This window comes from Bacillus sanguinis (genome assembly GCF_018332475.1).
Taxonomy (GTDB): domain Bacteria; phylum Bacillota; class Bacilli; order Bacillales; family Bacillaceae_G; genus Bacillus_A; species Bacillus_A sanguinis.
The window spans coordinates 1-643 of record NZ_BOQB01000410.1 but is presented as its reverse complement, the minus strand read 5'-3'; the positions used below and the strand labels follow the sequence as shown (position 1 = coordinate 643).

1 protein-coding gene is annotated in these 643 nt (G+C 34.1%); it reads left to right on the top strand.

Annotation, left to right across the window (positions count from 1 at the left end; genetic code table 11):
• The first annotated feature begins 153 nt into the window (after window positions 1-153).
• A complete protein-coding gene (locus tag KI369_RS26940; protein ID WP_212958616.1) occupies window positions 154-588 on the top strand; it encodes an HIT family protein in 435 nt (144 codons plus the stop codon).
• The last annotated feature ends 55 nt before the right edge of the window (window positions 589-643 follow it).

Here is a 643-nt window from a genome sequence, read left to right as displayed (position 1 = left end):
TTACGGGCAGTTGATCTCCTATTTCACTTCTTTGCTTTACAGCAGAATTTTGAGATAGGGATCTTACTGCCCGTTAATGCGGGATAAAGTAAAATATAAAAACGTGAGAATACGGCTCTCACGTTTTTATGTTTTTAATAAAGGGGAAATATGATGGAATGTTTAGGTTGTAAATTAGCAAACGAAGAGGAAAAAATATATAAAGTATATGAAGATGACTATGTAACATGCTTTTTAGATCATGCACCTTTCTATCCAGGACATACTTTAATTGTGCCAAAACAACATGTTGTAGAAGTGGACGAATTAGATGATGTTATAGCGAAATCAATTATGGATGCTTCTAAGATTATTGCAAAAGCGATTAAGTCATTATACAAACCGGATGGAATTACGATTTGTCAAAACGGTGGAATCTTTAATGAGTTAACGCATTATCATATGCATGTCGTACCAAGATATAAAGAGCGCTCATTTGCCGAGTTTTATACGGTACAACCTGGAGAAAAGCAGGATCATAACTTTGAAGAGATAAAGAATTTGTTACAAGAATCGATAGAGAAAATACTGATTACTGAAAAGGCGTAAGAGGGATGATTTGAAAGGAACAGTCAGGAAAATTCTAATAAACAAAAGCCCAATT